Source organism: Mitsuaria sp. TWR114, assembly GCF_007997345.1.
The window spans coordinates 1-6,365 of sequence record NZ_VOSR01000086.1 but is presented as its reverse complement, the minus strand read 5'-3'; the positions used below and the strand labels follow the sequence as shown (position 1 = coordinate 6,365).

The 6,365-nt window shown below is 69.2% G+C and carries 6 protein-coding genes; 5 read left to right on the top strand and 1 reads right to left on the bottom strand.

Annotated features, from left to right (window positions below; all coding sequences use genetic code 11):
• Positions 1 to 237: 237 nt before the first annotated feature.
• Positions 238 to 846, bottom strand: coding sequence for a TetR/AcrR family transcriptional regulator (locus FUT87_RS04535; protein WP_222617045.1), 609 nt, complete (start codon positions 844 to 846; stop codon positions 238 to 240).
• A 281-nt stretch (positions 847 to 1,127) separates the two neighbouring features.
• On the opposite strand from FUT87_RS04535, the gene FUT87_RS04530 reads away from it, so the two are divergent.
• The 5 genes from FUT87_RS04530 to FUT87_RS04510 all read left to right on the top strand — a co-directional run bounded on the left by FUT87_RS04530 (position 1,128) and on the right by FUT87_RS04510 (position 6,191).
• Complete coding sequence (locus tag FUT87_RS04530) at positions 1,128 to 2,243, top strand: MBL fold metallo-hydrolase (protein WP_147240224.1); 1,116 nt, start codon at positions 1,128 to 1,130, stop codon at positions 2,241 to 2,243.
• Between the two features lie 372 nt (positions 2,244 to 2,615).
• On the top strand, positions 2,616 to 3,056 hold the full coding sequence (gene mraZ, locus FUT87_RS04525; RefSeq protein ID WP_233218122.1) for a division/cell wall cluster transcriptional repressor MraZ: 441 nt from the start codon (positions 2,616 to 2,618) through the stop codon (positions 3,054 to 3,056).
• 5 nt (positions 3,057 to 3,061) lie between these two features.
• A complete protein-coding gene (gene rsmH, locus FUT87_RS04520) occupies positions 3,062 to 4,069 on the top strand; it encodes a 16S rRNA (cytosine(1402)-N(4))-methyltransferase RsmH (protein WP_091726030.1) in 1,008 nt (335 codons plus the stop codon).
• Positions 4,066 to 4,386 (top strand): cell division protein FtsL, encoded by a 321-nt coding sequence (ftsL, locus tag FUT87_RS04515; protein ID WP_221213850.1) that lies wholly within the window; start codon positions 4,066 to 4,068, stop codon positions 4,384 to 4,386. The genes rsmH and ftsL overlap by 4 nt, the downstream gene beginning before the upstream one ends.
• The gene (locus FUT87_RS04510) at positions 4,386 to 6,191 is read left to right on the top strand and encodes a penicillin-binding protein 2 (RefSeq protein ID WP_147240223.1); all 1,806 of its coding nucleotides are present in this window, start codon (positions 4,386 to 4,388) and stop codon (positions 6,189 to 6,191) included. Before ftsL ends, FUT87_RS04510 begins: the two co-directional genes overlap by 1 nt.
• The last annotated feature ends 174 nt before the right edge of the window (positions 6,192 to 6,365 follow it).

The window sequence follows — 6,365 nt, the reverse complement described above, 5'->3', positions numbered from 1 at the left end:
TGGTCGAGGAATCGGCCGCCGCCGCCGAGAGCCTCAAGGACCAGGCCCAGAAGCTGGCCGACGTGGTCGGCACCTTCCGACTGAGCGCCGGCCAGTCCGGACCTACGGACTTCTAACCCGCCCGCCAGCGTCGCCCACAAGCCCAGCCCCCGCCCCGAGGAACTCCCTCTCCCCGCCGTGCGGGGAGAGGGCAGGGGTGAGGGGTCTCCCCGGCGAACGCCCAAGAAGGGGGGAACTTCAGCCCCCCGCTTCCACCGCGTAGAAGCACAGGAACATGTCAGCCGCCGAATCCGCGACCTGACGCTGCTGCGCCGCGTCCAGCGGGAGCTGTCCCATGGTGATCTGCGGCCAGAACGCGAAGCCCTTGACCAGCGCCTGCAGCTGCGCCGCTGCGAAAGCCGCGTCGCCGGCCCTCAAGCGCCCGTCGGCCATCGCCGCACGGATCCACACGGTCAATCCCTCTTCGCGTCCCCCCAGCCGGCCCAACATGTCCCGCGCCCGCTGCGGCGCGTGGATCGCCTCGGCGATCAGCATCCGCGCCAGGTCGAGGAACTGCGGGTCGCCGCTCATCGCCAGCTTCTGGTCGATGAGCATCAGCAACTGCTCGCGCAGCGGGCGGTCGGCGCGGTAGGCCAGCGTCACCTGCGCCTCCGTCGCGGCCCAGAGGCGCTCCAGGATCGCGTCGAACAGCGCGTCCTTGCCGCTGAAGTGGTTGTAGACGGTGCGCTTGGACACCTGCGCCCGGCCTGCGATGCGGTCCATGTTCGCCACCTCGAAGCCATGCTCGCGGAACTCCGCGATCGCCGCGTCCACGATCGCCTGGCGCTTGCGGTCTGTCAGGCGCATCCGCTCGGCGTCGCCGCCCACCACCTCGTCGGCAGGCGGCTCGACGGCAGGGCTGGGGGCAGGGAGAGGGGCGTCGGCAGTCATGGGGCGCAATCTTACACCGGGGAGTTTACTTTTCCGGCCCACCTGCCTACACTCGCCAAAACTACACTGTGTAGTGCAAGTTTCAGATGAGCCTGACCCCCGTCCTCCGTTCGCTGCTGCCGCTGTCGCTCACCGCGCTGAGCGGCGTCGTCGCCGTCCTGATTGTTGGAGCCCTCGCCATGACCGCTTCCCGTGTGATGTCCTCGCCCACCCCGGTGCCCTCGAACGGGCCGTCCACCCCCGCGCCGGAGGGAGGCCAACCCTCCCGCGAGCAGTCGCCCCAATGGGCGCAGGGCCGGTTCCGCAATCCGGCGGTCGAGCCCGAGCAGGGCTTCTGGAAGACGGTCGGGATCTTCTGGGACTTCATGTTCCACAAGCCCGCCGGCACCGTGCCGGACCGGCCGATCGAGGTGCAGGCGCTGACGAAGGACCAGCTGCTGGCCGCGCCCGACCGGACGCTGTTCCGGCTGGGCCATTCGACGGTGCTGCTGAAGCTGCGCGGCCGCTTCTGGCTCACCGACCCGGTCTTCTCGGAACGCGCGTCGCCGTTCTCGTGGATGGGGCCGAAGCGCTTCCACGCGCCGCCGATCGCGCTCGACGAGCTGCCTGAGATCGAGGCGATGATCCTCTCGCACGACCATTACGACCACCTCGACCACGACACCGTGCTGGCGCTGGCGCCCAAGGTCCGCCGCTTCCTGACGCCGCTGGGCGTGGGGCAGCGCCTGATCGACTGGGGCGTGCCCGCGGCCAAGGTGCAGCAGTTCGATTGGTGGCAGGGGACGTCGATCGCCGGCGTGCAACTGACGGCCACTCCGGCGCAGCATTTCTCCGGCCGGGGGCTGAGCGACCGCAACTCGACGCTGTGGGCCTCGTGGGTGCTGATCGATGGCGACCTGCGGGTGTTCTTCAGCGGCGACACGGGCTACTTCGACGGCTTCAAGGCGATCGGCGAGCGCTTCGGCCCGTTCGACCTGACCCTGATGGAGACTGGCGCCTACGACCCGCGCTGGCCCTACGTGCACATGCAGCCGGAGCAGACGATGCAGGCGCACATCGATCTGAAGGGGCAGCGGCTGCTGCCCATCCACAACGGCACCTTCGACCTGGCGATGCACCGCTGGCAGGACCCGTTCGAGCGCATCAGCGCGCTGGCGCGGCTGCGCAAGGTGGAGCTGGTGACGCCGGTGATCGGCGCGCCGATGGCGATCGAGCAGCCGGGACCGACGCCGGCCTGGTGGCAGGGCGGCGTGGTCGACGCGACAGCGACCGCTGCCACCCCGTCCCCCGCCGCGTCTTCGGCGATGCCGTGATCCCAGCGCTGCGGCGCGCTCCGACGGAACGAAAGCCCGGCCGGTGCCGGGCTTTTTCTTTCCTCCCACTTTGGCCCCCTTCCGGTGGCCGCCGGAGGGTGGGACCGCCCCGGTCTCCCACCGATCGGGGAGCCAGCGCGTTGCCGCGGCGGTGCCGGCGGCCGCGGTTTCAAGCGGGTACGACTGCCGATTTCAGTTGATCCATCACTTCCACACCGTTTGTTAAGTCCTTCATTTACAACGACTTTTATTTTGCGCAATGGCGTGAGAATGCTGGCTAAGTAATTGATTTGATTGGGAAAAACGCCAAATTTCCTTGACGGCGCCGGTCTCGCCATTAAAGTGGGAGAAAGTGCAATTCGGTGGGGCAAAGTGGCGAATGTCGTGTTTCAGGGGGCGAGTGCCTTGGCGTTGGACGCCAAGGGGCGCTTGACCGTCCCTGCGCGGCACCGCGAGGTCCTGCAGGCGCTGTGCGGCGGCCAGCTGACGCTGACCAAGCACCCGGAAGGCTGCCTCATGGTCTTCCCCCGTCCCGCCTGGGAGCAGTTCCGCGACAAGGTCGCCGCGCTGCCGATGTCCGCCGCCGGCTGGAAGCGCGTCTTCCTCGGCAACGCGCAGGATGTCGAAATCGATGCCGCCGCCCGCGTGCTGATCGCGCCGGAACTGCGCGCCTCGGCCGGCCTGCAGAAGGACACGATGCTGCTGGGCATGGGCAGCCACTTCGAGCTCTGGGATGCCCAGGCCTATGCCGCGCACGAGGCCGCCATCATGCAGTCCGAGATGCCGGCCGTGCTCCAGGACTTCAGCTTCTGAGCCTCATGAGCGAGCAGTCCACCCCCGCCGCCTTCACCCACACGACCGTGCTGCTGCACGAGACGGTCGATGGCGCGTTCACGACCCCCGCTGGCATCTACGTCGACGGCACCTTCGGCCGCGGCGGCCATTCGCGGCTGCTGCTGTCGCGGCTCGGCGAGGAGGGGCGCCTGATCGCGATCGACCGCGACCCCGAGGCGGTCGCGGCCGCGACCTCCGGACCAACGCGGGTCGACGACCCGCGTTTCCACATTTGCCACAGCGCGTTCGCCGACATGGCCGCGCAACTCGACGCGCTGGGCGTCGGCCTGGTCGACGGCATCCTGCTGGACCTGGGCGTCTCCAGCCCGCAGATCGACAACCCGGAGCGCGGCTTCAGCTTCCGCTTCGACGGCCCCCTCGACATGCGCATGGACACGACGCGGGGCGAAAGCGCCGCGGACTTCATCGCCCGGGCGGAGGTGTCCCAACTCGCACAGGTGATCCGCGACTATGGCGAAGAACGGTTTGCTCTCCCGATTGCAAAGGCGCTTGTGGCTCGCCGGGAAGGCGGGCGTCCTGTCCGGACAACCGCCGAGCTTTCCCAAGTCGTGGCTGGTGCGGTCAAAACCCGCGAGCCGGGCAAGGACCCTTCAACGCGCACATTTCAGGCTCTACGGATATTCGTCAACGCCGAGCTTGAGGAACTGCAGCAGGGATTGAACGCGGCGCTCGCGCGGCTCAAGCCGGGCGGCCGGCTGGCGGTGATCAGCTTCCATTCGCTGGAAGACCGCATCGTCAAGAACTTCATCGCCTCGCACAGCAAGGAGGAGTTCGACCGCCGCGCCCCCTTCGCCGCGCCCAGGCCGCAACCGCTGCGCGCCATCGCCCGCGTCATGCCCAGCGAGGCCGAGGTGCAGGGCAACCCGCGCGCGCGCTCCGCGATCCTGCGCGTGGCCGAGCGCACCGAGGCGCCGATCCCGGCGCCGGTGCCCGAATCCACCGGCAAGCAGAAGAAGGGAGGCCGTCGATGATCGGCCGCCTGAACCTGCTGCTGCTCGTCGCGGTGATGGTCTCCGGCATCTACATGGTGCGCAGCGCCTACGAGTCGCGCCGGCTGTTCACCGAGCTGGACCGCGCGCAGACCGAGGGCCGCCGGCTGGAGGCCGACTACCAGAAGCTGATGGCCGACCGCCAGGCGCAGGCGACCAACCTGCGCGTGGAGCAGGTCGCGCGGGAGCGGCTGAAGATGCGGCCGATCTCGCCCGCGATCACCTTCAATCCGGACGCGCCGGCGATCGAAGCCAGCGGTGTGCGCGGCATGCGTGCCCCGCAGGGAGCGGCGCGGTGATCGGCAGACTTGGCAAGAAGCTCGGCCAGGGCGCGCGCGGCGCAGCCCGCAACGCGCCCACGCGCGGCGTCAGCTATTCCAGCAGCCCGCTGCTGGCGTCCAAGACGCCGCCGTGGCGGTCGCGCTTCCTGGTCGCGCTGGTGGGCCTGGCGTTCACCGGCTTGCTGGCGCGCGCCGCCTACATCCAGCTGATCGGCGAGGACTTCTTCCAGCGCCAGGGCGAGGCCCGCTACGCCCACAAGATGGAGCTGCCGGCCAGCCGCGGCAAGATCAGCGACCGCAGCGGGCAGGTGCTCGCCGCCAGCGTCGCGGTGCCGTCGATCTGGGCCTTCCCCAAGGAGGTCGACACCGATCCCGAGAAGCGCCGCCAGCTCGCCAAGATCCTGGACATGTCGCGCGCCGAGCTCGACAAGCGGCTGGATCCGAACAACCGTTTCGTCTTCCTGCGTCGCCAGGCCGACGACGAGACCGCACGCAAGATCAAGGAGCTCGGCCTCAAGGGCGTGTTCCAGGACCGCGAGTACAAGCGCCAGTACCCCGAGGGCGAGGCCGCCGCGCACATCGTCGGCTTCACCAACATCGAGGAAAAGGGCCAGGAGGGCATCGAGCTGGCCTTCCAGAAGGACCTGCAGGGGCGCGACGGCTCGCGCTCGGTCGTGCGCGACCGGCTGGGGCGCGTCGTCGAGGACATCGGCGAGCGCGTGCCCGAGACCAACGGCAAGGACATCGAGCTGTCGATCGACGCCAAGGTGCAGTTCTTCGCCTACCAGCGCGTGCGCGACGCGGTGGCCGAGAACAAGGCCAAGGCCGGCTCGGTGGTGGTGCTGGACGTGCATACCGGCGAGATCCTCGCGCTGGCCAACTACCCCAGCTACGACCCCGGCCACCGCCAGAACCTGTCCGGCGAGCAACTGCGCAACCGCGCGCTGACCGACGTCTTCGAGCCCGGCTCGACGATGAAGCCGTTCACCGCCGGCCTGGCGCTGGAGACCGGCCGCGTGCGTCCCGACACGCTGCTGAGCACCGGCCCGCGCAGCGTGGTGATCTCGGGCTGGTCCCCCACCGACGCGCACCCGCACGGTGACCTGACCGTGCAGCAGGTGATCCAGAAGTCCAGCAACATCGGCGCGGCGCGGCTGGCGCTGATGATGCAGCCGCGCGAGATGCACGAGATGTTCACCGCGATCGGCCTGGGTCAGCGCCCGCAGATCGATTTCCCCGGCGCGGTGACCGGCAAGCTGCGGCCGTGGAAGAGCTGGCGGCCGATCGAGCAGGCGACGATGAGCTACGGCTACGGCCTGTCGGCCTCGCTGCTGCAGCTGGCGCGCGCGTACACGGTGTTCGCCCGCGACGGCGACATCATCCCGATCACGATGACCAAGCATCCGGCGGACCAGCCGGTGGTGGGCATCAAGGTCTTCAGCCCCAAGGTCGCCGCGGAGATCCGCGGCATGCTGCAGATGGCGGCCGGGCCGGGCGGCACCGCGCCGCAGGCGATGGTCCAGGGCTACAGCGTCGGCGGCAAGTCCGGCACCGCCCACAAGCAGGAAGGCAAGGGCTATGCGAGCCACAAATACCGTTCCTGGTTCGTGGGCATCGCACCGATTTCCAAGCCGCGCATCATCGTGGCGGTGATGGTCGACGAGCCGAAGAACGGCCAGTACTTCGGTGGCGCCGTCGCCGGACCGGTGTTCAGCCAGGTGGTGGCCCAGACGCTGCGCCTGCTGGGCGAGCCGCCCGACCTGGATGTCAAGCCGCAGATCGTGGCGCAGCAACGGCTGCAAGCCGTCGACGAGAGTTTCTGAGCGGGCACGAACCATGTTGATGCACCTGAAATCCCCCGAAGCCGCCGCCCGCTGGCTCCTGGAATGGACGCCCAGCGGCCAGCTGCGCACGGACAGCCGCGCCGTTGGCGCCGGCGACGCGTTCATCGCCTGGCCCGGCTACGCGAAGGACGCGCGCCAGTTCGTCGCCGGCGC

What these genes read in the sequence shown, in the direction of transcription:
- ftsL (WP_221213850.1), top strand. Translation starts at nt 4,066, where the DNA reads ATGATCGGCCGCCTGAACCTGCTGCTGCTCGTCGCGGTGATGGTCTCC.
- FUT87_RS04535 (WP_222617045.1), bottom strand. Translation starts at nt 846, where the DNA reads ATGCGCCTGACAGACCGCAAGCGCCAGGCGATCGTGGACGCGGCGATC.
- FUT87_RS04530 (WP_147240224.1), top strand. Translation starts at nt 1,128, where the DNA reads ATGTCCTCGCCCACCCCGGTGCCCTCGAACGGGCCGTCCACCCCCGCG.
- rsmH (WP_091726030.1), top strand. Translation starts at nt 3,062, where the DNA reads ATGAGCGAGCAGTCCACCCCCGCCGCCTTCACCCACACGACCGTGCTG.